Origin of the sequence: Frisingicoccus caecimuris (genome assembly GCF_004340975.1) — a bacterium.
GTDB lineage: Bacteria > Bacillota > Clostridia > Lachnospirales > Lachnospiraceae > Frisingicoccus > Frisingicoccus caecimuris.
The window spans coordinates 1-24796 of the sequence record NZ_SLXA01000011.1; the positions used below are offsets into that span (position 1 = coordinate 1).

19 protein-coding genes and 13 tRNA genes are annotated in these 24796 nt (G+C 45.7%); 31 read left to right on the top strand and 1 reads right to left on the bottom strand.

Going from position 1 to position 24796, the window contains the following annotated elements:
- Nucleotides 1-255 precede the first annotated feature (255 nt).
- The 10 genes from EV212_RS10165 to EV212_RS10210 all read left to right on the top strand — a co-directional run bounded on the left by EV212_RS10165 (nucleotide 256) and on the right by EV212_RS10210 (nucleotide 12112).
- Nucleotides 256-327 (top strand) — tRNA-Glu (locus EV212_RS10165).
- A gap of 6 nt (nucleotides 328-333) precedes the next feature.
- Nucleotides 334-406: transfer RNA gene (locus EV212_RS10170), tRNA-Thr, on the top strand.
- 9 nt (nucleotides 407-415) lie between these two features.
- A tRNA-Ile gene (locus EV212_RS10175) sits at nucleotides 416-489 on the top strand.
- Nucleotides 490-576: 87 nt separating this feature from the next.
- A tRNA-Val gene (locus EV212_RS10180) sits at nucleotides 577-649 on the top strand.
- 7 nt (nucleotides 650-656) lie between these two features.
- Nucleotides 657-742: transfer RNA gene (locus EV212_RS10185), tRNA-Leu, on the top strand.
- A 229-nt stretch (nucleotides 743-971) separates the two neighbouring features.
- On the top strand, nucleotides 972-2912 hold the full coding sequence (locus EV212_RS10190) for an InlB B-repeat-containing protein (protein WP_132092759.1): 1941 nt from the start codon (nucleotides 972-974) through the stop codon (nucleotides 2910-2912).
- 173 nt (nucleotides 2913-3085) lie between these two features.
- A tRNA-Arg gene (locus EV212_RS10195) sits at nucleotides 3086-3159 on the top strand.
- A 322-nt stretch (nucleotides 3160-3481) separates the two neighbouring features.
- Nucleotides 3482-6079, top strand: a complete 2598-nt coding sequence (locus tag EV212_RS10200; RefSeq protein WP_132092762.1) for a cation-translocating P-type ATPase — start codon at nucleotides 3482-3484, stop codon at nucleotides 6077-6079.
- A gap of 168 nt (nucleotides 6080-6247) precedes the next feature.
- Complete coding sequence (locus tag EV212_RS10205) at nucleotides 6248-6457, top strand: DUF3793 family protein (RefSeq protein ID WP_132092765.1); 210 nt, start codon at nucleotides 6248-6250, stop codon at nucleotides 6455-6457.
- 417 nt (nucleotides 6458-6874) lie between these two features.
- Nucleotides 6875-12112 (top strand): DUF7601 domain-containing protein, encoded by a 5238-nt coding sequence (locus tag EV212_RS10210; RefSeq protein ID WP_132092768.1) that lies wholly within the window; start codon nucleotides 6875-6877, stop codon nucleotides 12110-12112.
- 171 nt (nucleotides 12113-12283) lie between these two features.
- Here the strand turns inward: EV212_RS10210 and EV212_RS10215 are convergent, their stop codons facing one another.
- Nucleotides 12284-12673: a metal-dependent transcriptional regulator gene (locus EV212_RS10215; protein WP_132092772.1), complete on the bottom strand. Its 390-nt coding sequence runs from the start codon at nucleotides 12671-12673 to the stop codon at nucleotides 12284-12286.
- Between the two features lie 170 nt (nucleotides 12674-12843).
- Here EV212_RS10215 and EV212_RS10220 point away from each other — a divergent pair, with 170 nt between their 5' ends.
- The 21 genes from EV212_RS10220 (at nucleotide 12844) to EV212_RS10315 (ending at nucleotide 24740) form a co-directional block, all read left to right on the top strand.
- Nucleotides 12844-13053: a FeoA family protein gene (locus tag EV212_RS10220; protein ID WP_334295614.1), complete on the top strand. Its 210-nt coding sequence runs from the start codon at nucleotides 12844-12846 to the stop codon at nucleotides 13051-13053.
- A gap of 16 nt (nucleotides 13054-13069) precedes the next feature.
- Nucleotides 13070-13291, top strand: coding sequence for a FeoA family protein (locus EV212_RS10225; protein WP_132092775.1), 222 nt, complete (start codon nucleotides 13070-13072; stop codon nucleotides 13289-13291).
- A gap of 71 nt (nucleotides 13292-13362) precedes the next feature.
- Nucleotides 13363-15510 carry a ferrous iron transport protein B gene (feoB, locus tag EV212_RS10230; RefSeq protein ID WP_132092778.1) on the top strand — a complete coding sequence of 716 codons (2148 nt, stop codon included), beginning with the start codon at nucleotides 13363-13365 and terminating at the stop codon, nucleotides 15508-15510.
- Nucleotides 15511-15530: 20 nt separating this feature from the next.
- Nucleotides 15531-15659 (top strand): FeoB-associated Cys-rich membrane protein, encoded by a 129-nt coding sequence (locus EV212_RS10235; protein ID WP_132092781.1) that lies wholly within the window; start codon nucleotides 15531-15533, stop codon nucleotides 15657-15659.
- Nucleotides 15660-15878: 219 nt separating this feature from the next.
- Nucleotides 15879-16433, top strand: a complete 555-nt coding sequence (locus tag EV212_RS10240; RefSeq protein WP_132092783.1) for a DUF5662 family protein — start codon at nucleotides 15879-15881, stop codon at nucleotides 16431-16433.
- A gap of 66 nt (nucleotides 16434-16499) precedes the next feature.
- Nucleotides 16500-16667: a hypothetical protein gene (locus EV212_RS13480; protein WP_165873356.1), complete on the top strand. Its 168-nt coding sequence runs from the start codon at nucleotides 16500-16502 to the stop codon at nucleotides 16665-16667.
- A 152-nt stretch (nucleotides 16668-16819) separates the two neighbouring features.
- The gene (locus EV212_RS10245; RefSeq protein WP_132092786.1) at nucleotides 16820-17119 is read left to right on the top strand and encodes a rhodanese-like domain-containing protein; all 300 of its coding nucleotides are present in this window, start codon (nucleotides 16820-16822) and stop codon (nucleotides 17117-17119) included.
- A 96-nt stretch (nucleotides 17120-17215) separates the two neighbouring features.
- A complete protein-coding gene (locus EV212_RS10250; protein ID WP_132092789.1) occupies nucleotides 17216-18373 on the top strand; it encodes a THUMP domain-containing class I SAM-dependent RNA methyltransferase in 1158 nt (385 codons plus the stop codon).
- A gap of 1 nt (nucleotide 18374) precedes the next feature.
- On the top strand, nucleotides 18375-20021 hold the full coding sequence (locus EV212_RS10255; protein WP_165873357.1) for a lectin like domain-containing protein: 1647 nt from the start codon (nucleotides 18375-18377) through the stop codon (nucleotides 20019-20021).
- Between the two features lie 14 nt (nucleotides 20022-20035).
- On the top strand, nucleotides 20036-20638 hold the full coding sequence (locus EV212_RS10260) for an XTP/dITP diphosphatase (RefSeq protein ID WP_132092796.1): 603 nt from the start codon (nucleotides 20036-20038) through the stop codon (nucleotides 20636-20638).
- Entirely contained in the window at nucleotides 20635-21120 is a 486-nt protein-coding gene (locus EV212_RS10265) for a metallophosphoesterase family protein (protein ID WP_132092799.1), read from the top strand. The genes EV212_RS10260 and EV212_RS10265 overlap by 4 nt, the downstream gene beginning before the upstream one ends.
- 75 nt (nucleotides 21121-21195) lie before the next feature.
- A tRNA-Pro gene (locus tag EV212_RS10270) sits at nucleotides 21196-21270 on the top strand.
- A 12-nt stretch (nucleotides 21271-21282) separates the two neighbouring features.
- A tRNA-Gly gene (locus tag EV212_RS10275) sits at nucleotides 21283-21353 on the top strand.
- Nucleotides 21354-21389: 36 nt separating this feature from the next.
- Nucleotides 21390-21463, top strand: a tRNA-Arg gene (locus EV212_RS10280).
- A 6-nt stretch (nucleotides 21464-21469) separates the two neighbouring features.
- Nucleotides 21470-21543, top strand: a tRNA-His gene (locus EV212_RS10285).
- 22 nt (nucleotides 21544-21565) lie between these two features.
- Nucleotides 21566-21638 (top strand) — tRNA-Gln (locus EV212_RS10290).
- 66 nt (nucleotides 21639-21704) lie between these two features.
- Nucleotides 21705-21777: transfer RNA gene (locus EV212_RS10295), tRNA-Lys, on the top strand.
- A 41-nt stretch (nucleotides 21778-21818) separates the two neighbouring features.
- Nucleotides 21819-21898, top strand: a tRNA-Leu gene (locus EV212_RS10300).
- Between the two features lie 148 nt (nucleotides 21899-22046).
- Nucleotides 22047-22610 carry a uracil-DNA glycosylase gene (locus EV212_RS10305; RefSeq protein ID WP_132092802.1) on the top strand — a complete coding sequence of 188 codons (564 nt, stop codon included), beginning with the start codon at nucleotides 22047-22049 and terminating at the stop codon, nucleotides 22608-22610.
- 168 nt (nucleotides 22611-22778) lie between these two features.
- Nucleotides 22779-23771: an ABC transporter ATP-binding protein gene (locus tag EV212_RS10310; RefSeq protein ID WP_132092805.1), complete on the top strand. Its 993-nt coding sequence runs from the start codon at nucleotides 22779-22781 to the stop codon at nucleotides 23769-23771.
- 3 nt (nucleotides 23772-23774) lie between these two features.
- Nucleotides 23775-24740, top strand: a complete 966-nt coding sequence (locus EV212_RS10315; protein WP_132092808.1) for an ABC transporter ATP-binding protein — start codon at nucleotides 23775-23777, stop codon at nucleotides 24738-24740.
- Nucleotides 24741-24796: the final 56 nt, after the last annotated feature.

The following is a 24796-nucleotide window of genomic DNA, read 5'->3' on the forward strand; positions in this document are numbered from 1 at the left end:
GTAGAGCACTCGGCTGTTAACCGAGTTGTTGCAGGTTCGAGCCCCGCTCGGGGAGCTGTAAACAGGTTATTCATTATTGAATAGCCTGTTTTTTTCGATGAGACATATAACAATAATTCCTATGGGAAAAGAAATTGTATTTGCTTTCCGGGGTAGCATGAGCCATATCTTTGATAAAAAATGAAAAAAATTGCGAAAAAATGAAAAAAATATCTTGCCAAATTTTTTAAGATATGGTATGATATTTTTTGTTGAGGCTCCATGGTCAAGCGGTTAAGACACCGCCCTTTCACGGCGGTAACAGGGGTTCAAATCCCCTTGGAGTCATTACAAGCCGATGTGGCTCAATTGGCAGAGCAGCTGATTTGTAATCAGCAGGTTATCGGTTCGAGTCCGATCATCGGCTATTTTGTATGGACCTTTAGCTCAGTTGGTTAGAGCAACCGGCTCATAACCGGTCGGTCCTGGGTTCGAGTCCCCGAAGGTCCACTCAGGAAAAAAGCAAGGCCTGTAAAGTTTAAAGTTGTAAAATTAAGATTGATATATTGAATCAGAAATGATATAATATATGCATATGGGATCTTAGCTCAGCTGGGAGAGCATCTGCCTTACAAGCAGAGGGTCACAGGTTCGAGCCCTGTAGGTCCCATTTTTATGCCGGCGTGGCGGAACTGGCAGACGCACAGGACTTAAAATCCTGCGATCCTAACCGATCGTACCGGTTCGATTCCGGTCGCCGGCATTTACCAGAAAAAGAGAAACGTTGCAAATTTAACGTTTCTCTTTTTTTGTGCGATAAGCCCGGAAAGTGGATGTAATATGTGTTTATACAGACTGTTTATTATTAAAATCTTACAAAATGCTGTCAAATGAAAAATTGACAAAAAAAGAATGGGATTTTTTCTGTATATATGGTAAACTATAGGTATTAAAGAAAAAGGAAATATATATATTGGAGAGAGGTGACAGGTATGGAAAAAAGAAAATCCAGATTATTTGTGGTGCTGTTAATGGCGGTCTTTATGATGACTTCTGTTTTTTCAGTACCGTCGAACGTTTACGCACTTGAAGAGACGAAAAAGGTCAATATTGAGACTGAGTCAAAGACAGAAGACAGTATTACTCTGAAGGTGGAAGAAGGGTATGAGTACGCGATTCAGATAGTGAAAGAGGATAAACCGGACTGGAAGTGGGCAGAAGCTTCTCAGTATATCGAGGATCAGAATACACATAAAATAGTAAAAGTGACATTTTCTGGGTTAGAAGCAAACCGGGAGTATGTTTTTGGAAAGCGTGAAAAAGGAAATGAGAAGGGTGAAGTACTTACCGAGACGATTAAAACAGAAATGGTAAAGACAGAAACTTCCGCGCCAAAGACGACGGAGAGCACGACAGAGACAACCACTAAGTTGACGGAACCGGCAACAGAGTCTACGGAGCCAGCCATAGAATCCGAAGAATCAACTACAAAAACTACAGAGCCGGCTTCTGAGTCAAAGGATGAAGCAAAGACTCCGGAAGAAACGGAACCGGCATTAAACACGGAGAAACCGATAAAAGCTCCGCCGAAGAATGCACCGGACGATCAGAAGATGACGTTGCCAGCGGAATCTAAAGAGTCCGAGTCAAAAGAATCCAAATCAAAAGAATCTGAGTCAAAAGAATCCGAATCAAAGGAATCTAAAGAGTCTGAGTCAAAGAAGGAAACAGAGGCGCCTCAGTTAGAAACGGCGGCAGAAGCACCGGTCAAACCGGAGGTGGAATCCCGGACAGATACAGAAGTTCGTTTAAAGGTTGTTGAAGGTCAGGAATATGCTTTGTTGAGTGAAGGCAAAGCCGGGACCTGGAATGATACCGGAGTGTTCAGTAATTTGAAGCCGGATACGGAATATAGTTTTGTAACCCGGATGAAATACGATCCGTCAAAGGCACAGGAGAGTGTGATGAGTGAAGCGGCGGCAGTGCGCACCAAAACACCTGCGGCAGCGGCGCCTGGGGCTCCCGGAATTGCCAGACGGACAGAAACTTCGATCAGTCTTGCCCCGTTAGAGAACGGCGAGTATGGAATCAGCGAGACAGGGGATAATTTCGTATGGCAGGCGAGTCCGGAATTTACAGAGCTGAAAGCCGGTACAGAATACCAGTTTAAAACACGAATCAAGTATGATCCGGAGACTGGAATGGAAAGCGTTGCCAGTGACAGTATCATGTATCAGACGCTTGTTCCGTTCGAGGGTTCCAGGGTTACAGGCGTGGCAATGGATGGTTCCTATGTTTCCGGCACAAAATTAACAGCAACGGCCGTTGGTAACGGTATGGACAATGTGAATCCTGTAGAAGGAGACAGCCGATGGATACCTCGTACATGGAATTGGGGTCAGAAAGCATTCAATTCATGGAAAGATAACTATACCATACCATTTACGCTGGTTGAGGTCGGAAATTATCGGCTGAGTGTGGACTTTGAGAGGGAAGACTATACGGGCGGAGCCTGGAAAGCTTCAGGTGAAGTTAAAGCCTATACGATTCCATTTAAAGTAACGGCAGCACCGGTGACACAGTATACGATCACAGCCACATCCAATGGCAATGGAATGATTAATCCTCAGGGAAATATTACGGCAGAACAGGGTAAAGATTATACATTCACCTTTACACCATATAATGGTTATAAAGTATCCAAAGTCTATGTGGACGGATATGAAGTAAAGGCTGAGAATAATCAATACACCTTTAAGGCAGTGAATGCAAATCATACGGTTTCCGTAACCTTTGAGCAGGCCAGAAAGATTGATTCTCCGAAGACAGGAGATAGTGTGAATGTAACAGTAGTTCTTGCAGTGCTGATTATTTCAGTGTTGGTACTGGCAGGAATCTTTGTGTACAGTCGAAATAAGAAGAAAAATGATTAAATAATATAGAAAAGCTTGTTCAGAGTGCTTATTATAAGTCTCTGAACAAGCTTTTCCTTTTATCCGTTAGCTGTACCAATGTTGAAATAAGTCTTAAACTTAACTAAAAAAAATAAAATAGTACTTGACAATAGTAAGAAACCATTGTAGAATAATTACTGTTGTTAAGACATGTGCGTTTAGCTCAGCTGGATAGAGCGTTTGGCTACGGACCAAAAGGTCGGGGGTTCGAATCCTCTAACGCACGGCAGAGTCCTTGTAAAGTACGATTTACAAGGACTTTTTTCTTGACTTTATATAGCCAAACGTGTATACTTGATAAAAAATTGTTGTAAGACGTTGGCCTGGAGAAGGCTTTCATTAAAAGGGAGTAGTTGAAATACACTGTCAACAATCGCGGCCCTTTGGGGGTCTGGTGGTGTATACCATATATATGAATGGTTACGAGACTTTTGATGTATCTATTTGAGAAAAGATGGGAAATCTAAATAGATACATTGAAAGTCTCTTCTTTTTTCGCAAAGTTACACAGTAAGCGGAAATGTTTGGCCCATGAAGGAGGAATCAGTATGAGGACATGGTATCAACGGACAGAAGAAGATATTTTAGCAAATCTTCATGTGACAAAAGACGGACATACATCGAAGGCAGCAGCGGAGCTTCTCGAAACAAAGGGAGAAAATGTACTGGAAGGAGGCAAGAAGAAAAGTACTCTTCAAGTGTTTATATCTCAGTTTGCGGATTTGCTGGTCATAATACTGATCGTTGCCGCAGTTATTTCTGCTTTTACCGGAAGTGAAGAGAGCACGATCGTTATCATAGCTGTCATAATTTTAAATGCAATTTTGGGAACAGTTCAGCATAAGAAGGCAGAGAAATCTTTGGATAGTCTCAAATCCCTGTCTTCGCCGTCGGCCAAGGTCATTCGTGACGGACAGAAAATGGAGATTGACTCAAAGTATGTAGTGCCGGGGGATATTTTGCTTTTGGAAGCCGGTGATCTGGTAGTGGCTGATGGAAGAGTTTTAAACAGTTATTCTCTCCAGGTGAATGAAAGTTCGCTGACCGGCGAATCCACCAGCGTGGATAAATCAGAAGGTGTCCTTGATGAGGAAGTGCCGCTGGCTGAACGGTCGAACATGGTTTATTCCAGTAGTCTGGTGACCTATGGGCGCGGTGTTGTCGTCGTAACGGGAACAGGGATGGATACGGAAATCGGTAAGATTGCCAGTCTCATGAATGCGACGAGGGAGAAAAAGACGCCGCTGCAGGTCAGTCTGGACCAGTTCAGCAGCAAACTTGCTATGGTCATCATGGTCATCTGTGTCATTGTATTTGCGTTAAGTTTATATCGTCAGATGCCGGTATTGGATGCGATGATGTTTGCTGTGGCTTTGGCGGTGGCTGCCATACCGGAAGCCTTAAGTTCTATAGTGACCATTGTGCAGGCCATGGGGACACAGAAAATGGCGAAGGAGCATGCGATTATCAAAGAACTGAAAGCCGTGGAAAGCCTGGGATGTGTATCGGTCATCTGCTCGGATAAGACGGGAACACTGACTCAGAATAAAATGACGGTCCAAAATATTTATATTGATGGCAAGGTGATTGAACCTGAGGAATTGGATTTAAAAAATCAATTGCACCGGTATTTACTTTATGACGCGATACTTACCAATGATTCGACCATTGTTGACGGCAAGGGTATCGGGGACCCGACGGAATATTCCCTGGTGGAAATGGTCCGTAAAATTCATTTACCTGACAGGGTCATCCGGGACATGATGCCGCGTCTGGAGGAGATTCCTTTTGATTCGGACCGGAAGCTGATGACGACAAAATATCGGCTTCATGGAGTACCGACGCTGCTGACCAAGGGTGCTTTGGATGTGCTTTTAGACCGGACAACACGAATTCGGACCTCGGAAGGTGTCCGGGAGATGACAGAGGCGGACCGGGAGACTATATTAAATCAGAATCTGAATTTTTCAGAAAATGGTCTCCGTGTTCTGGCTTTTGCTTACCGGGAAGCAGAAGAAAATGAAACGCTCTCTCTGGATTCCGAAGATAACTATATTTTCCTTGGATTGATTTCCATGATTGATCCGCCGAGGGAAGAATCGGCAGCAGCCGTTGCCGATGCAAAGCGGGCGGGTATTCGGCCAATTATGATTACAGGGGATCATAAGATTACGGCGACGGCCATTGCACGGCAGATTGGCATTTTTGAAGATGGCGATATGGCAGTGACCGGAACAGAGCTGGATGCCATGCCGGATGGAGAACTGGATGAGAAAATTTCTAAGATATCGGTTTATGCCCGGGTATCGCCGGAAAATAAAATACGGATCGTTGATGCATGGCAGCGCCGGGGACATGTGGTTTCTATGACGGGAGACGGTGTGAATGATGCCCCGGCATTAAAGAAAGCCGATATTGGTGTGGCTATGGGAATCACAGGGACCGAAGTATCGAAGGATGCGGCATCTATGATTTTGACGGATGATAATTTTGCAACAATCATCAAAGCGGTGGCCAACGGACGAAATGTCTATCGAAACATAAAAAATGCCATTCAGTTTTTGCTTTCTGGAAATATGGCGGGAATTTTAAGTGTGCTGTATACGTCTGTCATGGCCCTTCCGATGCCCTTTGCTCCGGTACATCTACTCTTTATCAACCTTCTGACCGATTCTCTTCCGGCCATTGCTATTGGCATGGAACCGGCCGAGAGGGATTTGCTGTCGGAAAAGCCGAGAGACCCGAAAGAGGGAATCCTTACAAAGAAGTTTATGACAGATATATTCGTCCAGGGGGCGCTGATCGCCGCTGTAACGATGGCTGCTTTTTATATGGGATTGAACAAGGGCGGTTCGGCGCTGGCCAGTACGATGGCCTTTGCAACACTGACGGCAGCCCGACTCTTTCATGGATTTAACTGTCGGAGCAAACATTCAATTTTTAAAATTGGATTTTCTGGAAACTGGTACAGTCTCGCTGCATTTGCGGCAGGTATGGTATTCCTGAATCTTGTACTGTTTGTGCCCGTATTAAAACGTCTCTTCCTCGTATCATCATTGACATCAGGCCAGTACGGAGCGATTTATCTTCTGGCGGTTATTCCGACCATTCTTATTCAATGTGTGAAAATGATTCGGGAACATTAAAAATATTTTGTGTATATTGCGCCTTTGCAAAGCTATATGCTTTGTAGAGGCGTTTTTTTTGAGAAATTTTATCAATCCAGGGTATAGACAAATCAGAGAAAGTAGTGTATCCTTCGAGTTAGTTAAAACTAATGATGGCTGGAGCTAATTAGTAAGGGAGACAAAGGAATGTTGACATGGTGGCGGCATCAGTCTTTAGAGGTGAAAATTGCAGGACAATGCGCGCCGGTGTTGGCGGGGGTGAAACCGTCCAATATGCTGGTTCTTGAAAACAAACATATTAGAGACGTTGTCCGGACTTTGGAAGGAACCGGATTATCCTGGCGGATTGTATATCTATTCGGGCATGCCACCATATTTTTTAAATGTCATATTTGAATTCAAAGGCATAAACTGATGGACAAAGAGAGCGTCCCAAAAGTCACGAAATAACTTTTGGGACGCTCTCTTCTTTGCACAAAAAAATAGAGAACGGTTGTCACGCCGTTGTCTATTTTTGTCTCATTTGAAGATGATACAATGGATTAACTACAATTACCACGAGCTTTTGAAGTTTTGTACCGGGAAACTTTTTGAGGTGGTTGTATAGGTAAAAGTGCGGAGATCAAAACAGGAAAAAGTAGGAAATATCGGGCGTTCACTTTACATACATTTTGTGCGTTTTTACCTGTTTTATAACCTGTTTTTTATACAAATCAGTGTAAAAATAGATTCAACGATATGATAACACATACGAACGAAAAAGTCTGAAATATCGGGCGTTGATATAATTAATGAGAAATGAGGGTGTTATGAATGGATTTTTTTGATGTAAAAATCAGAGATAAGACACGGAAATATTCACGTGGTCAAAAACGTGGATTGAAAAAGTGGCGCAGAGTGGTCAGTGCAGCGCTCTGCATTGTATTATTCAGTACGAATATGATGGGAGTCGTAGCGGCTGAGGTATCTGACAAGACATCAATGACGGAAATTCCTTTTATTGAGGAGGATAACGGAAAAAGCTCTGAAAGTGTTTTTTCTGATACAGATTTTTCAGAGGAAACAACGGAATATTTTGGCGAAACAGGGACGGGAGAATTTTCAACGTCTTCCGATGTTGATACAACGGAAGATGTGTCTTCCACAGAGGGGTCCGATGTTGATACAACGGAAGATGTGTTTTCAGCAGAGGAGTCCATGACTTCGAGTGACGAGAACGAAGTATTGGAACATAGTATCACAAATTGGACATGGGTGGACGAGGAGGAGATTCTTACCGAATATAACGGAGCGTGGTATCTGTCCCTGCCTGGTGCGGATATGCAGGAAATGACTCCGGATATGCTTCAGGAAATTTTGCCGGAAATGCTGCCTAAGCAGATCAGTGCAGTATTATCGAACGACACAGATCAGTCCAACGAAGAAACACTGTTGGACGTCACATGGGATTTTTCCGCCTTGTCGGAAGAACCGCAGGTGTTTGACGTATCGGAGGAAGAGCAGCAGACATTGTACCTTTTACGGGCGGCTTTGGGTGAAGGTTACGCTTTGGCAAAAGACGTCTCTCCGCTGGAAGTCTGGCTGGATGTCGGCGGTGCGGAAGTATATGCAATCTACCCCGGCAATCGTACGCTGATAAACAGTGAAGATGAACTTGAACAAGCACTGGCGGCACATCAGGTACAGGGTATTACACCGGCGGGTACCACTGTCAACCTGTTTGATTATGTGGCGTCCAGGGATGGCGCAGCAGAAAGTGATCTTACGAATAAAGAGCCACTTGACAGTTGGTATAAGGTTGCAAAGTCCGGCGAATGGAACAAGGGCATCAACGAAAACCGCCTATTGCTCTTTGGCGACAGTATTGTTGGCGCGGGCTATTGGAACAATGGCGCTGGTGCGGGACGAAAGTGGGCTCAGGACAACACCAACATGAAGGGCATTGTGTTGCCGACTTTGACCGATGGATATCCGGTGATCAATACAGCGGCCGCAAGTGAACCAATTGCCAACGCTGAAAGCTATCAGGAAAACCAACTTCCATTCTGTATCGCATGGGCGGCGGACGAGGATGTAAGAGCGGAGGGGGACAATTACAGAAATGCGCCTGCTTTGTCTCAGAAGGTGTTAAATAACTACAATGGTGATGCTTCCTTGAATTATCTGTTCGACCTTAGTGCGAATACGTATAAACGCTCCTACGAAAATGTCACCGGTCTGTTCCAGGTGGACGAGAACGGTTACTATTACTACGACGCCCGGAAAAACTTTGCAGAATTTAATGAAAATGGAAATTCCTTTATTCTGTACGATGGCCCTGCAATATGGCGAACGGACGGCGGATGGGACGGCAATGGCTTCAATGGCGACATGAGTCTTGGCAATTTCTATCCGTTCAACACAGGCAAGCAGGTGTTTGACAGCATTGACACGGATAAGAATTGCCTAAGCAGTAGTACAAGCACGTCGAACACGGATCGGGGTCTCGATGGTTCGAAATGGGGCCAGGGACTTCTCCATAACAGAGCAACAAACCAGGACATTCTTATCAACCATCACATGGGGATGACCATGCAGGTGGATTTCACACAGCCAGAGAACGGTAAGCTGAATATGGGTTCATCCGGCAAGCAGGATATGGTCTTTCAGTTTTCAGGAGACGACGACGTCTGGATTTTCATAGACGACGTGCTGGTGCTGGATCTTGGCGGCATCCACAGCGAGCTGTACGGCACCATTAATTTCAGTACGGGGGAGGTCGTCACCGGACAGAGCTGGCGAACCGGCGGACTGCCGGACAGCCCTGGCAGCATGCCTGGCGATACAATAACCACGATCTATGACATGTTTGCAGAAGCACTGGGGCAGGAGCAGGCGGATGCGATCCATTGGGCGACCAATGACAGTGGAGCAAAGATATTCCCTACCGGTACCGATCACAGCTTGAAATTGTTTTATCTGGAGCGCGGAAATTACGATTCCAGCCTGCAGATGCGTTTCAACCTTCAGCCTTCTCTCTACCACAGCATAAAAAAGGTAGACCAGAACGGTGATCCGCTGGAAGGTGTGATGTTTGATCTGTATGCGGCAACGGCTAACAATGGTGACAGCACCGATGTTGCCGACTATGATGTGACAGGCGATGTTATTGGAACGCTGACAACTGGAGCAGACGGAAAAACATCGTTTACCAGAGCGGATGGTTCGCCTTTCAGCTTCACCGATCAGTATCATTCAGACGGCACGCTTTACTACATTTTGAAGGAAACCCAAACGGCTGGCGGTTATCGGGCTTTGCCAAAGGATATTGTGCTCAGGTTTGACCCGAATACCTCCATGCTGGTCGTTGCAAACCGTTATCAGACCGGCGCATACGCCAGCTTCTTTTCCAATATCCGGGAAACGGGTGAACTGACTTATGGCCAATTTGACACGAACACAGGAGTCATTGCGTCAAGCCAAACCAAGCTCGGTCTGGAAAGTAAAAGGGAGGGGCTGATTGTCGCCGTTCCTATGCTGCTGGAGAGTGGAATGTCCCACGATGATGTGGCTAACGACGGAAAGTGGCTGGCCATGTACGGCAGCAATACGGAAGGATATGGAGCGGTTGCTCCGGAGGAACGTACTGCCGAAGCGTGGCGTAAAGCCGTTCTAAAGGCGGCGTTGTATCAAGCCAGCGATGAGCGCTGGCCCGAATGGCGCCTTACATATAACAAGGATACCGGGAAGCTGGAGGGACTGTTAGAGGATCTTCCGGGACGGGCAGACCGCTATGCTCTGAACAATCCAGATGGCGACATGAAAATGGTATATGGCATCCTTGAGCCGAGCGCATTAAATAAACTCGGCATTACGGGGAATACATCTGAGGAACTTTATGAGGCTCTGGAAGCCTATGTATCCAACGCAGTCGAAATGGGAGTCCAGGGCGGCAAGTCTTACGAAGCGGTGATTGATGAGATTGTAGAGAACCTGACGATCACCGGGGATGACTTTACTGCCCGCGATTTCTCCTTCCTGAACACTGATCAGTTTCAGCGGGAGTTCCGATCGACCATTTATATCCCAAACGAGCGCCGGGAGCTGCGCGTACAGAAGGTGGATGAGGACGGCCGGGGTGTAAATGGAGTTGAGTTCACCCTTACCGGTCCGGACGGCTCGGCCATCACCGGCACTACCGCCACAGTAGATGGGCAGGACGGCATGCTGATTTTCAGGCCGGATGCAAAGGAAAGTGCAGGATACGCCCAGGTAGCGTGGGCGGAAGTAGGCTCCGAGTATATTCTGACAGAGACGAGCGCACCGGAGGGCTATGAACAAAACGATACAGAAATTCTGGTAGTTGTGGGTATTTATTCGATTTATGCCGATGCCGGCACACAGGATGACGGCGTTACCGTTATGGCCGGCGTTGGTAAGCTGATGCAGACCATGACGAAGTATGCAGCGGATGATATGGTCAACATTACACTAAGGGATATTACAGCGATTGCTCAGACGCAGGAGACCGGGGCGTTCAATCTAAATGGCTGGGAGGATGATCTGCTTGAGGGAACTCAAATTCCACGCAGCATGAATTTGCACTATGGCATCAATGCAGTGGTGGACTATGGACTGCACGATGAAGACGGCGGAAAAAACATCTATCCGTTCTTCACCACGGATGTCGGCTTTTTGCGGACTCGTGTTGTACAGAACACGGCTGCGCTGCAAAGCAGATTGTACGGGGACGGCAGTAACAGCGCCAACTGGGATAATTTGAGCGGAATGGATCTCACAAGCTTGTTCAGCCTGCTGAATACCGTTGTTGTTACTGATAAAAAGATTACGCCGGAGGATACCGGCAAACTGCGGGTCAGCAAAATCGTGTCCGGGGAGAGCTTGTCCGATGAGGCGTATACTCGGAACTTTACCTTTACGGTATCTTTGAAAAATACTGACGGCACGGCGCTGGACGGCGAATACTATTACTATGGTGAACAGCGTGCTGGTTATATCAGAGATGGCGGGATGCTTTCTCTGCGTCATGACGAGGCGCTGACGATTCTCGGATTGCCGAACGGTACAAAGTGGGAAATTACGGAAAAGGCAGAGAGCGACTGGTCGATATACCCGAAATCCGGCATTATCAATGGCGTAATTAAACAGGATGAAACGGCCAATGCAGCGTTCATCAATTACAAGGGGGACTTATTACTTGGACGCCTGACCGTCTCCAAAACAGTTGACGGCAACGCTGGAGATAAACAGAAGGACTTTTCTTTCACAGTGGAACTTGAAAATACTTCAATCAGTGGTACTTATGGTAATATGACCTTTACGGATGGTATTGCTACATTTACGTTAAAGCACGGGGAAAGTAAGACAGCCATTGGCCTGCCGGTGGATATCACCTATACGGTTACAGAAGCTGAGGCCAATCAGGACGGCTATACAACTTCGTCTGTTGGGGAGAATGGCATAATCACAGAAAGTGGTTCTGTTGTAGCTTTCATGAATGTAAAAAACAGCGGTGATCCTGTTCCTGATCCAAAGACTGGAAACCTGATCGTGTCAAAAATGGTTTCTGGCAATGGAGGTGATACGAGTAAGGACTTCCTGTTTACTGTAACGCTCTCTGATACATCCATTAACGGACAATATGGAGATATGATGTTCCATGATGGAGTTTCAACGTTCATGCTGAAACATGGGGAAAGTATAAGGGCAACGGGACTTCCCGAGGGTATTCGATATGCTGTGAGTGAAAGCGATCATGCAGATTACACGGTAACAGCTTCTGGCGAAGACGGAATCATTGAGGATGGAAAAACGGTAATGACATTGTTTAACAATCACAAGGAGATTCCACATCAACCGGACAAACCAGACAAGCCTGATACACAGGTGCCTTCGACGGAATCTTCAAAGCCGGCGAATCCAACCGATGATTCACCAAAGACAGGCGATAAGACCAATGTGGCTTTGTGGCTGGCTTTGCTGGGTATTTCCGGCACTGCTATGACCACAACGTTGGCAGTGGCCAAACGGAAACATAAAAAAAGACGATAAAAAAGATATGTGAGTCTGGCGGCGAGTCGGATGGATTGGTTCCATCCGTCCCGCCGCTTTGCATATTTAAGGAGATTACCCTGAAGGAAAAACCGACGTGACTTTTGCCACGCCGGTTTCAATGAAATTTTTATTTACTTCTTTATGAGTCTCCGACTGACACAGCGGCTCTCACTTATTTTTCCGGGAATCTTTCATTCCGGCAGCAACATGGGTTTTGATTGCCTGGAAGCTTTCCGGACTGATCACATGTTCAATGCGGCAGGCATCCTGAGCAGCAATTTTGCTGTCTACACCAAGAAATTCCAGCCAACTGGATAATAAGGTATGGCGCTCATAGATGGTTTCAGCAATCTGGAGACCGCTCGCGGTTAAGGAGATATGCCCGTGTTCATTGACAGTCACATATCCATTCTCACGAAGGTTTTTCATCGCAACGCTGACGCTTGGTTTTGAAAAGCCCAATTCAGTCGCAATGTCGATTGAGCGAACCTGCGGATGCCGCTGGCTTAAAACGAGAATGGTTTCCAGATAGTTTTCAGCAGATTCTTGTATTTTCATGAGTAACTCCCCCTGTCCCAAATATTATTACTATTATAACACAGGAAAGGGTAAAAACAAAGGAAAAAACATCTGGGAAAAATTTATCAAAACCTCTTGACATTTGGGTTAGCTGGTGCTAATCTAAACACAAGGTTAGAAATTCCTAACTCAGAAAGGAAGAGATGATGATGCCTTTAACAATGGCAAAAGCTGGAGAAGAGAATACTATAATAAAGATTGGTGGAAAAGAAGAAGCGCGCCGATTTCTGAAAAGTCTTGGATTTGTTGCCGGCTCTATTGTGTCGGTAGTTTCTGAGATGAATGGAAATGTGATTGTTAATGTGAAGGGCTCACGTGTGGCAATCAGCAGGGAGATGGCCAATAAGATTATGGTTTAAACAGGAGGGAGAAAGAATGCAGACATTGAAGGATGTAAAATGCGGTCAAAGTGTGTCCGTAGTGAAGCTCCACGGAGAAGGGGCGGTCAAACGCCGGATTATGGATATGGGCATTACAAAAGGGACGGAGGTATATATCCGTAAAGTTGCTCCGCTGGGTGACCCGGTGGAAGTGACTGTCAGAGGATATGAGCTGTCCTTGAGAAAGGCAGATGCACAGATGATTGAAGTACAGTAATGTGCTGTACTTTTTTAATGGCTGTGAGTTAGAGAAGACTAATTACAGAGAAAGAAGGAGGATGTTATAAAATGGCAATTAAGATTGCACTTGCAGGTAATCCGAACAGTGGTAAGACCACTTTGTTTAATGGATTGACCGGTTCCAATCAGTTTGTAGGAAACTGGCCAGGTGTTACTGTAGAAAAAAAAGAAGGTAAGCTGAAGGGGCATAAAGATGTTGTGATCATGGACCTTCCGGGAATTTATTCCTTATCGCCATATACATTGGAAGAGGTTGTTGCAAGAAATTATCTGATCACGGAACGTCCGGATGTTATCTTAAATATCGTAGATGGTACGAATCTCGAAAGAAATCTGTATTTATCCACTCAGCTTATGGAACTTGGTATTCCGGTAGTTATGGCTATCAATATGATGGATATCGTTGAGAAAAACGGGGATCATATTGACATTAATCAGTTGAGAAAAGACCTGGGCTGTGAGATTGTTGAAATTTCCGCATTAAAGGGTACGGGGATTATGAAGGCAGCAGAAAAAGCGGTAAGTGTCGCAACAAGAAATACTTCCGCGCCGGTACACAAATTTTCACCGGAGCTTGAAAATATTCTGGAAGATATCGAAAACATGTTGGATGCTGCGATTCCTGAAGAGCAGAAACGTTTCTATGCCATCAAATTGTTTGAGCGGGATGACAAGATCGCCCAGACAATGAAAGTTGTGCCGAAGGTTGAAGACATGATTAAAAAGGCAGAAAATGCTCTGGATGATGATTCTGAAAGTATTATCACCAACGAACGTTATGGATATATTACTTCTGTGATCGGAAAGAGTTATAAGAGATCAGCCAGAGGACAGCTTTCTATATCTGATAAGATTGACCGGATTGTTACAAATCGTATACTGGCATTGCCGATCTTTGCTGTGGTTATGTTTATTGTATATTATGTTTCTGTAACAACCGTAGGAACGATTGTCACAGACTGGACAAATGATGTACTGTTCGGTGAAATTATTCCACCGGCCATCGAAAACATATTGGTAAGTATTAACTGTGCGGCCTGGTTACAGAGTTTGATTCTTGATGGTATTGTTGCCGGTGTGGGCGCTGTTATTGGCTTTGTTCCCCAGATGCTTGTATTGTTTGTTTTTCTTGCATTTTTGGAAGCATGCGGCTACATGGCCCGTGTCGCATTTATTATGGACCGTATTTTCCGTAAGTTCGGTTTGTCTGGTAAATCTTTTATACCGATGCTCATCGGGAGCGGCTGCGGTGTCCCTGGTGTCATGGCATCCCGCACCATTGAAAATGACAGAGACCGGAAGATGACGATCATGACAACCACCTTCATTCCTTGTGGTGCCAAACTTCCGATCATTGCATTGATTGCAGGAGCTTTTTTTGACGGCTCCGCATGGGTGGCAACCAGCGCTTATTTTGTAGGCGTGGCAGCAATCGTTTGCTCTGGTATTATTTTAAAGAAAACAAAAATGTTTGCCGGAGAACCGGCCCCATTTGTTATGGAACTTCCGGCTTATCATATGCCTACGGTCACCAATGTTCTCCGCAGTATGTGGGAACGTGGATGGTCCTTCATTAAGAAAGCCGGAACAATTATTCTTTTATCGACCATCGTACTTTGGTTTCTGATGAGCTTTGGATGGGCTGACGGCAGCTTTGGTATGCTGGAAGCAGAACAGCTTGATAACAGTATTCTGGCATCTGTCGGCAGTGTGATCGCTCCATTGTTCACACCGCTCGGATGGGGTGACTGGAAGATGGCGGTTGCCGCGGTTACAGGTTTGATCGCAAAAGAAAACGTTGTTGGTACATTTGGCATTCTTTTTGGTTTTGCAGAAGTTGCAGAAGATGGTGCTGAAATTTGGGGACAGCTTGCAGGAAGTATGACGGGGGTTGCTGCTTATTCATTTCTCATATTCAACCTTCTCTGTGCACCTTGCTTCGCAGCGATCGGCGCTATCAAACGTGAGATGAACAGCGGGAAGTGGACCTGGTTTGCTATTGGATATCAGACAATTTTAGCTTATGCGGTTTCTCTGTGCGTATACCAGATTGGTACGGCAATTACCGGCGGCGGATTTGGTATCGGAACGGTTGTTGCTGTTCTTGTTGTCATAGGGTTTCTCTATTTATTATTCCACCCATACAAAGAAAGCACAAAGTTGACAGTGAATGTTAAGAAGACGGCAAAGGCATGATTTGAAAGGAGCAGAGCGCCATGGGAACTATTTTCGTTGCTGCAATCGTTGCGGCGGCAGCTGGTCTGGCGGTACGAAGCATTTATAAGGATAAAAAAGCCGGCAAGGGCTGCAATGGAAATTGTGGAAACTGTAAAGGATGCCATTAAGAAGATGACCGGTCAGGCTACCGTATGCTCCTGACTTTGGAGGAAATTGGGGCAATTCAGTGGGTTCAGGGATATGTAGTTAATGAATCCTATGAAAAAGCCGCGGTCTGAAAAAGTCAAGTTGTATTTCCTTATAAAGTAGAGTATCCTAAGAGAGTGTTGACGGCCTTGCGCTGCCAGCGCTCTCTTTCCGTTATGGAAGAAACAGGAGGCATGATAATGAATCGATTAAAAAACGGATGGAACCATTTCAGGACAATTACAAAGCATAAGCGGGCCGTTATGCAGGGGTGCTTTAAAGTGGGGCTTTACAGGCAGGGGTTGATGCATGACCTGTCCAAATATACTCCGGAGGAATTTCGGACAGGTGTGCTGTATTTTCAGGGGAATCGCAGTCCAAATGCGGCTGAAAAGGAAGAATTGGGGTATTCGCGGGCCTGGCTGCATCATAAAGGACGGAATAAACACCATTATGAGTATTGGATTGATCTGGCAGTGGACAAATCCCGGGGACTCCAGGGCATGAAAATGCCGGTGAGGTATGTGGTTGAAATGTTTATGGATCGGGTGGCTGCATCGAAAATATATGCGAAAGAGGATTATACGGACAGCCATCCCTTAAATTATTATAAAAAAAGCAGGAAATATATGACAATCCATCCGGATTCGAGAAAGCTTTTGGAACGGCTGCTTATTATGCTGAGCCGATATGGTGAAGAAAAGACATTTGCTTATATACGAACGTTTGTGCTGAGCGGGAAATATAAATATTAATTGGACGAATAATTCCATGAAATAAAGCCATAATAGCTATTGTAATCTTATTAAGGAGGTCCTATTATGGCAAAGAATTACAATCAGAACAACGAAAACTATTCAACAACAAGAAACAGTGAGCGGAATGATTCCACTCAGAACACATCCAAAAACAGTGACAGAAATAGTTCTAAGAACAACAACACTCAGAATACATCTGAGAAAAATACAACAAAGAACTGTGACAGATAGTCAGAGGATGTTTGGAGATGCCGCAGCGGGAAAATACCGCTGCGGTATTTTTTTAATATTGACAAGTTGAAGAACGGCCGAACCCTTTCCTAGTTCAGGCAACCGACGGTAATTTCCGCATATATTAACATATGTAGGAATGAGGTGATTGTGTGAGTTTAGATTTTATCTCTTCAAAAGAGGTTTTAAAATATATTCAGCAGGGAGATTCGGTGGTCATTGATATTCGGGATCGAAAATCATACCGGGAGGGCCATATTCCCGGAGCACTTTCGATGCCTTTTGATGATTTTGATGAGAACGCTCCGGTGCTTAGTGGTTATGGAACCATTATTTTATGTTGTGAGCGTGGAGCGACCAGTTTACTCCTTGGGCGGAGGCTCAGCCGAAAAGGTCTTCGGGTTTTGAGTATCGGAGGCGGTATGGAAGCATGGCGGGGGCCGGTGGTGTAGTCGGTGTTTTCTTCCATATGCTGGGAATAAAATCTTCTTGCGGCAGGATAAGAAAAAGTATATACTATAGAAGTAATTAAAAAAAGGAGAAATTGTATGCCCCTCTATGAATTTACCGCACCATGTCATTTTGGCATGGAGGCAGTTTTAAAACGAGAAATTATAAATTTAGGATACGAGATTGTACGCGTGGAGGATGGCCGGGTGTCTTTTCGAGGAGAAGCCTCGGCCATTGCCCGGGCGAATGTGTTTCTGCGGACAGCAGAAAGGGTGCTTTTGTGTGTGGGTCGATTTAAAGCCTATAGCTTTGATGAGTTGTTTGAGAAGACAAAGGCCCTGCCATGGGAGGAATATCTTCCTTCGGACGGCCGGTTCTGGGTAAAAAAAGCATCCACAACGAAAAGTAAATTGTTCAGCAGCTCAGATATTCAGTCGATTGTAAAAAAAGCGATCGTTGAACGTTTGAAACAGACTTACCGGATTGAGTGGTTTAAAGAAGATGGGGCGATATATCCTTTGAGAGTGTTTATTTATAAAGATGAAGTGACGATTGCCCTGGACACTTCCGGGGAATCTTTACATAAACGGGGATACCGGAAGCTGATCAGTAAAGCTCCGGTGTCAGAAACGCTGGCAGCCGCCATTCTTCTTTTATCGCCGTGGAATAAAGACCGGATTCTGGTGGACCCATTCTGCGGCAGCGGAACCTTCCCGATTGAAGCCGCAATGATCGGAGCGAATATTGCACCGGGGATGAATCGAGAGTTTACTGCGGAAGCATGGAAAAATATTCTGCCGATGAAAGATTGGTATGAGGCGGTTACCGAAGCCAATGATCTGATACGCGACGATATCGATATGGATATTCAGGGGTATGATATTGATGGGGATATTGTAAAAAATGCCCGTCAGAATGCCGTGGATGCGGGGGTGGAACATTTGATTCATCTGCAGCAGCGTCCGGTGAGCGCCCTGAGTCATCCGAAAAAGTATGGTTTTGTTATCACGAATCCACCTTATGGCGAGCGGCTCGAAGAACGGGAAGCGCTGCCTGGCCTGTACAGGGAGATTGGTGAGGCTTTCCGGCGTTTGGATTCATGGTCCTGTTTTGTGTTGACTTCATATGACCAGGCTGAGAAATATATCGGAAGGAAAGCGGATAAAAACCGGAAGATTTATAATGGTATGATCAAGACCTATTTGTATGAATTTATGGGACCGCGCCCTCCGAGACGAAAAAAACAGGAGGATTAAATTGAAGCATGTAAAACGATATTTTTTGTTACTTGCTATCATTTGTGTGACCGGCATTGTGCTGACACGGCCGCAGGTACGGTATCTGGCCGGCCAGGCGTCAGAATCGCTTCAGAGCTATTATGTGAGCGCGAGAGCGGATGCTGTCAATGAAAAAGGATTTACGCTGTCCTGCAATGGGACGATGCTTGATATAGAAAATATGCGAATGTCTTCCCAAATGCATTTGATGATGCCGCTTTCAGCTGTGGTGAATCACCTGAGAGCTTCTGTAACGGTCGGGGAGAATGGACAGTGCTTTGTGCAGGGGCAATGTTTTGAAGATATTGCCATCATCACCAATACGGATGACACGTTAGCCGATCGTGGTCCGGAGAATATATGGATTGATATGACGGAGGCGGCTTCTGCGCTCGGATTGGTCTATCAATGGAATGATGAGACACGGGAGGCAAGTCTGGATGCTGCCCAAAGTGAAGAATTACCCCGGCGTTATGATTTGAGAGAAAATCGTGTTTTGAATACCGTTGAAAATCAGGGAACTTTTGGTACCTGTTGGGCTTTTGCTTCAACGGCTGCTCTGGAGACATCTCAAACCAACGGCGAAATACTGGATTTCTCCGTGGATCATATGACGATGAACAGTGGATTTAACATAGCGCCTACGGAAGGCGGCGATTATAATATGGCTTTGGCCTATCTGGCGGCATGGAAAGGACCGGTTCTGGCAGCAGATGATCCTTACGGGGACGGCATTACCGATACATCCCTGGGTGCGGTCAGACATCTTCAGGAAGCGAGAATGATTGAAGAAAAGGATTTAAACAAGATTAAATCCATGATCATGCGTTATGGCGGTGTGGAAAGTTCTCTGTATATGTCTATTCAGAATGCATGGGATTCATCGGAGGATTATGAGCCGATGACTGCTTCCTATTATTACGCAGGAAATGAGAGACCAAACCATGATATCGTGATCGTTGGTTGGGATGATGATTACAGTCGCGAGAATTTTAATCACATGCCGGAGAATGACGGCGCTTTTATATGCCGGAACAGTTGGGGAGAAGATTTTGGCGACGCCGGATATTTTTATGTGTCTTATGAGGACAGTAATCTGGGAACAAGCAACATCGTTTATACCCGACTGGATAAAACGGATAATTATCGGATGAATTATCAGTCCGACATGCTTGGATGGGTCGGAACCCTTGGCTATAAAGAGCCGTCGGCATGGTTTGCCAATGTCTATACGGCCGGGCAGGATGAAGTTCTGCGGGCGGTCAGTTTTTATGCGACAGGTGGACAGACGACCTATGATATATATGCCGTACCGGAGTATTATGGAGCGGAGTCGTTGGAGCACCCGGTGTATCTCGGCAGTGGCTATTGTGAGGATGGCGGTTATTATACGGTAGATATTCCGGAAATAGTTCGTTTGAGGGCCGGCAGTCAGTTTGCAGTCATGGTCCGAATAACGACAGAAGGAAGCGAACGACCGATCGCCATAGAATTTGCAGCTTCAGAGCTGACTTCCGGCGCGGACCTGAGCGATGGCGAAGGGTATATCAGCTACGATGGGAGTCAGTGGAACTCAGCGGAAGCGGAATATGGATGTAATTTGTGCTTGAAAGCATTTACAGATTAAGAGAGGCGTTTTGAATGAATAAGATTATATTCGCCACATCAAATGCAGGAAAGTTGAAAGAAATCCGGGAAATTTTAAAGGATTTAAATGTGGAGATCCTGTCTATGAAAGAGGCGGGAATTGATGTGGATATTGTGGAAAATGGAAAAACCTTCGAAGAAAATGCACTGATCAAGGCCCGGGCCATCCGGGACTTGACCGGGTGTCTGGTGTTAGCCGATGATTCGGGACTGGAGGTCGATGCTCTGAATAAGGAACCGGGGATTTATTCAGCCCGTTATATGGGCGAGGATACGTCTTATGAGGTAAAAAATGCCAATATTATTGAAAGACTTTCCGGCCTGTCCGGCGAGGAGCGTTCGGCCCGCTTTGTATGTGTTATTGCGGCTGTATTTCTTGATGGCTCGGAGGAAACCTGCCGGGGAACGATCGAAGGACAGATTGCTTATGCACCGGCCGGAGAGAATGGTTTTGGTTACGACCCGATTTTTTATGTGCCGGAGTATGACTGTACGACGGCCCAATTGGCGCCGGAGCAGAAAAATGAGATCAGTCACCGGGGAAAGGCACTGAAAGCTATGAAGGAAGTTATTCGCCAGAGGATAGTTGATTTATGAGAGTTTTAATTGTCAGCGATACACATGGAAAAAATGGAAATCTTGAAAAAGTGCTCCGTCTCATCGCACCTTTGGATTTGATTTTTCATTTGGGTGATCTGGAAGGCAGTGAGGGACATATTGAAGATATCTCGCCCTGTCCTGTGCATATGGTCAGCGGAAATAATGATTTTTTTACGTCTGTGCCGGCAGAGAAGGTTGTGGTCATAGGACATCATAAAATATTTATGACTCATGGCCACCGGTATGGCGTGAGCTTTGACACGATGCGCCTGAAAGCGGCTGCCAGGGAACATGGCTGTGACGTTGCATTTTTTGGGCATACCCATCGTCCGCTCATCGACCTGGATGACGATGTGATTGCGGTGAACCCGGGAAGCATTTCTTATCCCCGTCAGGACAACCGCAGGCCGTCTTATGTCATACTGGATATTGACCGTTATGGGGAACTTCATTTTGCTCTGAATTATTTAGAAAAATAGTAAAAAAAATTGTTGACAATTAGTGAAAGATATAATATAATCTATCTTGCGTCACGAATGAACGTGATAAAACGTCGGGGTGTGGCTCAGCTTGGCTAGAGCGCTTGATTTGGGATCAAGAGGTCGCAGGTTCGAATCCTGTCACCCCGATTTTCTTTATGTGCGGGTGTAGTTCAATGGTAGAACACCAGCCTTCCAAGCTGGATACGTGGGTTCGATTCCCATCACCCGCTTTGTGGAGTGGAAACTCCACATTTTTTGAACACTATGAGTCTGTAGCTCAGCTGGATAGAGCAACGGCCTTCTAAGCCGTGGGTCGGGGGTTCGAATCCCTTCAGGCTCGTTTATGGTGGGTATAGCGCAGTTGGTTAGCGCGCCAGATTGTGGCTCTGGAGGCCCAGGGTTCGAGTCCCTGTATCCACCCGCTGCCGTGAGGTACTTTTAATGGGCTATCGCCAAGCGGTAAGGCACAGGACTTTGACTCCTGCATTACGTTGGTTCGAATCCAACTAGCCCAGTTGGAGCAGCTATCGCAGTTGTGCAAAGGCGTGTTCATGAAGTGTTTTGATTCAACAAAACGATGTGGGGTATTAGCTCAGTCGGTAGAGCACTTGACTTTTAATCAAGTTGTCCGGGGTTCGAATCCCCGATGCCTCACTAAGACCTGCATCAGCGTATGCAGGTCTTTTTAATATTTTGCGGATATGGCGGAACTGGCAGACGCGCTAGACTTAGGATCTAGTGGGCAACCGTGCAGGTTCGATCCCTGTTATCCGCACGAAAAATAAGCCCCAAACTCTGGATGGTCAGAGAATGGGGCTTGTTCTATACCTGTTCGGGCAGCCCGCATATCAAATGCTTCGCATGGGCGCGCTTCGTCAGGCTGCGCGCGCTAAGGTTATTATTTTGGAGGATTTAACAGAGATATGTATACCTATGATGAACTAAAGCAATTTGTGGATCATTGTACACGCTGTCCTTTATCGCAGACTCGAAATAAGGCCGTAATGGGAAAAGGAAATTTGCATTCTCCGATTCTTTTTATTGCTGAGGGGCCGGGGCGGAATGAGGATCAGGACGGCATTCCTTTTACGGGGAAGTCCGGTGCACTGTTGGACCGGCTTTTGTCTGGAATCCACATGTCCAGAGATGAGATTTACATTACCAATATTGTTAAATGCCATCCGCCGGGGAATCGAGATCCGAAACCGCAAGAACAGGAGAGGTGTATTCCGTATTTGAAATATGAAACTCTTCTGCTTCGGCCGAAAATCATTGTTTGTCTGGGAAGAATTGCAGCTCAGCGGATCATCCGGCCGGACTATCGTATTACGAGGGAGCATGGAACCTTTGTATATCGGAAAAATGTGTGGTTGACTGCAGTTTATCATCCGTCGGCTGTCTTAAGGGATGATACGAAATTGCCGGAGATCATTTCGGACTTTCAGTTGATTAAGGAAAAAATGGATGATATAGCACGGAGAGGATGAAGATATCATAAATATGTTTAAGTTTGAAAAGGATTGAATTATAACGGAAAATATGGTATTTTATAATGTATAGTGCGTTTGCGTCACGTTGACGTTTTAATGCAAGAAAGTGAAAAACGGTCGAAATCATACATATGAAGTACATATCAGGAAAGAGCGAGAGAAAGCATGAGTCAGATAGAGACGATATTAGAGATAAAAGATCTGTGTGTGGAATTTAAAACTGTGGAGGGCACCGTTCAGGCGGTTGATCACCTTAGTTATACTTTGCATAAGGGTGAAAAATTGGGTATCGTAGGAGAAAGTGGAAGCGGGAAGAGCGTATCCTCTCTCGGCATGATGCAGTTGATTCCGAATCCTCCGGGGAAGATTACCGGCGGAGAGATTTTCTATAAAGGGCAGGATTTGGTGAAAGCGTCTGAGAAAGAGATGCAAAAGATTCGGGGAAATGAGATATCCATGATTTTTCAGGAACCGATGACTTCCTTGAATCCGATTATCAAATGCGGGAAACAGATTGCCGAATCTTTGAGACTTCATCGAGGAATGGATAAAAAATCGGCGATGACAGAAGCTGTGCGTATGATGCGGGCTGTCGGTATTGCGAATCCGGAAGTCCGGGCTCATGAATATCCCCATCAGATGTCCGGCGGTATGCGGCAGCGAGTGATGATTGCTATGGCGTTGGCCTGCCGACCTCAGATTTTGATCGCGGACGAACCGACAACTGCTTTGGATGTGACGATTCAGGCCCAGATTTTGGATTTGATCCGGGATTTGAATGAGAGTATGGAGACATCGGTCATATTTATTACCCATGACCTGGGCGTGGTCAGTGAATTGTGTGATACGGTCATTGTCATGTATACGGGGCATATTGTGGAGAAGGCTCCGGCTCAGGAATTATTTGCGGAACCGAAGCATCCGTATACGGTAGGACTTTTAAATGCGATTCCGAGGATTACAAAGGACAGACCGCCTCTGGAAACCATCGAGGGCATGGTTCCGAACCCGACAGAACGTATTACGGGCTGTAGTTTTTCACCAAGATGTCCACATGCGACGGCGCGATGCCGGGAAACAGAGCCGCCGATGATACAGTTGTCTGAACAAAGGACGGTGCGATGCTGGTTATATGCGGACAAAGAGAAGGAGGCTTAGTATATGGCAGCAAATGAAAAAGATATGCTGATGAAAGCCGACCATGTAAAAGTATATTTTAAAGGAAAAAATAAGCGTTCCGGCACGGTAAAGGCCGTGGACGATATCAGTTTTGAGATCATGCGGGGGGAGACCTTCGGCGTTGTAGGCGAGAGCGGCTGCGGAAAAAGTACTCTGGGACGTACATTGATTCGTCTTTTGAAGCCAACGGACGGACATATTTATCTGGAAGGGCAGGATATTGCAACACTGAAAGGTGCGGAACTTAAGCAGATGCGGAAAAAGGCGCAGATTATTTTTCAGGATCCGTCCGCCTGCCTGAATCCGAGAAGAACGGTAAAACAGATTCTTATGGAGCCTTTTGAAATCCATCAGATGGGCGGGCAGATGGACGTAGACGCCCGTATTATGGAACTGCTTCAGCTGGTAGGTTTGGATTCCTATCATTTGAGCCGGTATCCTCATGAACTTTCCGGTGGACAGAAACAGCGGATCGGTATTGCCAGAGCTCTGGCACTGGAGCCGGATATCATTATCTGTGATGAGGCGGTATCGGCACTGGACGTATCCGTACAGGCTCAGGTGCTGAATCTTTTGCAGGAACTGAAAGAAAAACTGGGATTGACCTATTTTTTTATCTCTCACAATCTGAATGTGGTTTATCAGGTCAGTGACCGGGTTGGTGTTATGTATTTGGGGAAAATGGTGGAAATTGCTGCATATGATCAGTTATATGAAAAACGGTATCATCCATATACGGAAGCGCTTCTCTCAGCAATTCCCCAGGTGGGACAGGAGACCGGAAAGAAAAGAATCCATCTGGAAGGTGAAGTCCCAAGTCCTTCAAATCCACCGTCAGGCTGCCGGTTCCATACACGATGTCCAAAGGCCTGTGATAAATGCCGGGAAGAAGTGCCGGAATTAAAGGAAATAGAGACCGGACATTTTGTTGCCTGTCATTTGTATTAACAGAGTGATTTGCCGGGAATCCGGTTGGAATATAGATGATTCTCCAGTATACTGGA

Coding starts and splice junctions, on each gene's coding strand:
- EV212_RS10220 (WP_334295614.1), top strand. CDS start 12,844: ATGCCTTTAACAATGGCAAAAGCTGGAGAAGAGAATACTATAATAAAG.
- EV212_RS10190 (WP_132092759.1), top strand. CDS start 972: ATGGAAAAAAGAAAATCCAGATTATTTGTGGTGCTGTTAATGGCGGTC.
- EV212_RS10260 (WP_132092796.1), top strand. CDS start 20,036: ATGAATAAGATTATATTCGCCACATCAAATGCAGGAAAGTTGAAAGAA.
- EV212_RS10265 (WP_132092799.1), top strand. CDS start 20,635: ATGAGAGTTTTAATTGTCAGCGATACACATGGAAAAAATGGAAATCTT.
- EV212_RS10235 (WP_132092781.1), top strand. CDS start 15,531: ATGGGAACTATTTTCGTTGCTGCAATCGTTGCGGCGGCAGCTGGTCTG.
- EV212_RS10240 (WP_132092783.1), top strand. CDS start 15,879: ATGAATCGATTAAAAAACGGATGGAACCATTTCAGGACAATTACAAAG.
- EV212_RS10250 (WP_132092789.1), top strand. CDS start 17,216: ATGCCCCTCTATGAATTTACCGCACCATGTCATTTTGGCATGGAGGCA.
- EV212_RS13480 (WP_165873356.1), top strand. CDS start 16,500: ATGGCAAAGAATTACAATCAGAACAACGAAAACTATTCAACAACAAGA.
- EV212_RS10225 (WP_132092775.1), top strand. CDS start 13,070: ATGCAGACATTGAAGGATGTAAAATGCGGTCAAAGTGTGTCCGTAGTG.
- EV212_RS10215 (WP_132092772.1), bottom strand. CDS start 12,673: ATGAAAATACAAGAATCTGCTGAAAACTATCTGGAAACCATTCTCGTT.
- feoB (WP_132092778.1), top strand. CDS start 13,363: ATGGCAATTAAGATTGCACTTGCAGGTAATCCGAACAGTGGTAAGACC.
- EV212_RS10210 (WP_132092768.1), top strand. CDS start 6,875: ATGGATTTTTTTGATGTAAAAATCAGAGATAAGACACGGAAATATTCA.
- EV212_RS10200 (WP_132092762.1), top strand. CDS start 3,482: ATGAGGACATGGTATCAACGGACAGAAGAAGATATTTTAGCAAATCTT.
- EV212_RS10205 (WP_132092765.1), top strand. CDS start 6,248: ATGTTGACATGGTGGCGGCATCAGTCTTTAGAGGTGAAAATTGCAGGA.
- EV212_RS10305 (WP_132092802.1), top strand. CDS start 22,047: ATGTATACCTATGATGAACTAAAGCAATTTGTGGATCATTGTACACGC.
- EV212_RS10310 (WP_132092805.1), top strand. CDS start 22,779: ATGAGTCAGATAGAGACGATATTAGAGATAAAAGATCTGTGTGTGGAA.
- EV212_RS10315 (WP_132092808.1), top strand. CDS start 23,775: ATGGCAGCAAATGAAAAAGATATGCTGATGAAAGCCGACCATGTAAAA.